This window comes from Shewanella sp. Sh95 (genome assembly GCF_001308045.1).
Lineage (GTDB): Bacteria > Pseudomonadota > Gammaproteobacteria > Enterobacterales > Shewanellaceae > Shewanella > Shewanella xiamenensis.
The window spans coordinates 1-400 of the sequence record NZ_LGYY01000027.1 but is presented as its reverse complement, the minus strand read 5'-3'; the positions used below and the strand labels follow the sequence as shown (position 1 = coordinate 400).

Genomic DNA, 400 nt, shown 5'->3' with positions numbered 1-400 from the left:
AGGTGAAATCGCTTTAGGTATTAAAATACAAGGCTTGGTGTCTCGTGCAGCTCAACTATTACATGTAGGCGAGTGTGTTGAGATTTCACAGCCACAAGGTGATTTTATTTTACATCAAGGTCAGCAGCCTGCGATTTTAATTGCCTCAGGAAGTGGTATTACTGCAATTTATTCACTCTTGCAGCAAGCTTTAAAACAGCAGCTTGAACAAATCCATGTCATTTATTTTAATCGTGCAGAAATTTTTCATGCCGAATTAAAAGCTTTGGCAGAACAGCATCCACAGCTTCAATATCATTTTTTTAATACCAGCGAGCAAAAACAACATTTAACGGAAAGCTTACTACAAAAGCTGGTTCCAGATTTTGCGCAGACTGCGACCTATATATGTGGGCACCAC

Annotated in this window: 1 pseudogene; it reads left to right on the top strand. The window is 39.2% G+C overall.

Annotated elements, in window-relative coordinates:
- Nucleotides 1–400 (top strand): annotated as a pseudogene (locus tag AEA42_RS02245) (ferredoxin reductase); the annotation flags it as partial.